Origin of the sequence: Vibrio genomosp. F10 str. 9ZD137, from assembly GCF_049974785.1 — a bacterium.
Classification (GTDB): Bacteria; Pseudomonadota; Gammaproteobacteria; order Enterobacterales; family Vibrionaceae; genus Vibrio.
This window is the reverse complement of record NZ_JBNGCJ010001058.1, coordinates 1-952: the sequence shown is the minus strand read 5'-3', so window position 1 is coordinate 952 and position 952 is coordinate 1. Positions and strand designations below refer to the sequence as shown.

2 protein-coding genes are annotated in these 952 nt (G+C 45.5%); both read right to left on the bottom strand.

Features of this window, described 5'->3' with window-relative positions; all coding sequences use genetic code 11:
- A partial coding sequence (locus ACP45E_RS22410; protein WP_141707499.1) for an MlaA family lipoprotein occupies positions 1-527 on the bottom strand: 527 nt, incomplete at its 3' end.
- Positions 528-638: 111 nt separating this feature from the next.
- Positions 639-952 (bottom strand): c-type cytochrome biogenesis protein CcmI/CycH (locus ACP45E_RS22405; RefSeq protein WP_426511842.1); only part of this gene is annotated, 314 nt, incomplete at its 5' end.

The following is a 952-nucleotide window of genomic DNA, read 5'->3' as shown; positions in this document are numbered from 1 at the left end:
TCACTGAACACTTTTTCGCCGTGCCTGATAATTCCTGCTTCAGACGCAATATCAATGACGCCAAGCAGACCCAACGTTGAATTCAACCAAAAACGATTAAAGTGATCTAAGGCTTTTTCACCGTTCCCCATTATGAGGTTATTGACCACGCTAGACGGTTCATCCAAATTAGAAAGAAAGTTCGCAATGCCCTTTCGAATCGGCGAAGGGACATAATTGACATAGGCCAATGAGGTTGGGCGAACCAGGTAAGGATCGAGATAATCGAAGTTAAGCGCCCACATAGTGCGGTTGAAGCTTTCAAACGGATCACCTTCGTTTCCCGATTGGCTGGATACAGAGCTTTGAGAAGAGTTGCCGTTTTCAGGGCTATTCGCCAAAGCAGCATTGCTCGTCGTAGAATAATTTGGGGCTGAATAACCACGTGCTGCATCGTCTGATGCGGAATCATCAGGTGAAGAAGCACAGCCCGTCAATAAAACAGACAGCAACATGAGCTTAATAGAACGCACTCGGTTTAATTCCATTTACCTTTTCCATGAAGTAAAGCGTATAAAAAAAAAAGGCCGATGAATGCATCGGCCTTTGTTAACAATGACTAAGCGTGCATCGTTATGAGTATAACAGCTGATTTGCTATCAATAACGTTTATCAATGACAACGTCAACCGATTCACCAAATTGTGCGACTTGGCTTTCTCCGTACCAGTCACCTTCTCGGGTTGAAACATTACCATCCGTATCAATTCGAACGCGCACTATGTAGCTTTCTAGATCCGACAAGTTACGCCCTGGCATCATACTGTTGCCATCGTCTAAAACGACGGTTCGAGGAAAACTACCTAGCGGGTAACGCGCTGCAGCTACGGGCATTGGCGAACCATCTGCATTGTGTACCGATACAATTAACGCATCATTCTCTGCGGCGTTCACCTCGTTACTGATCGCGATAG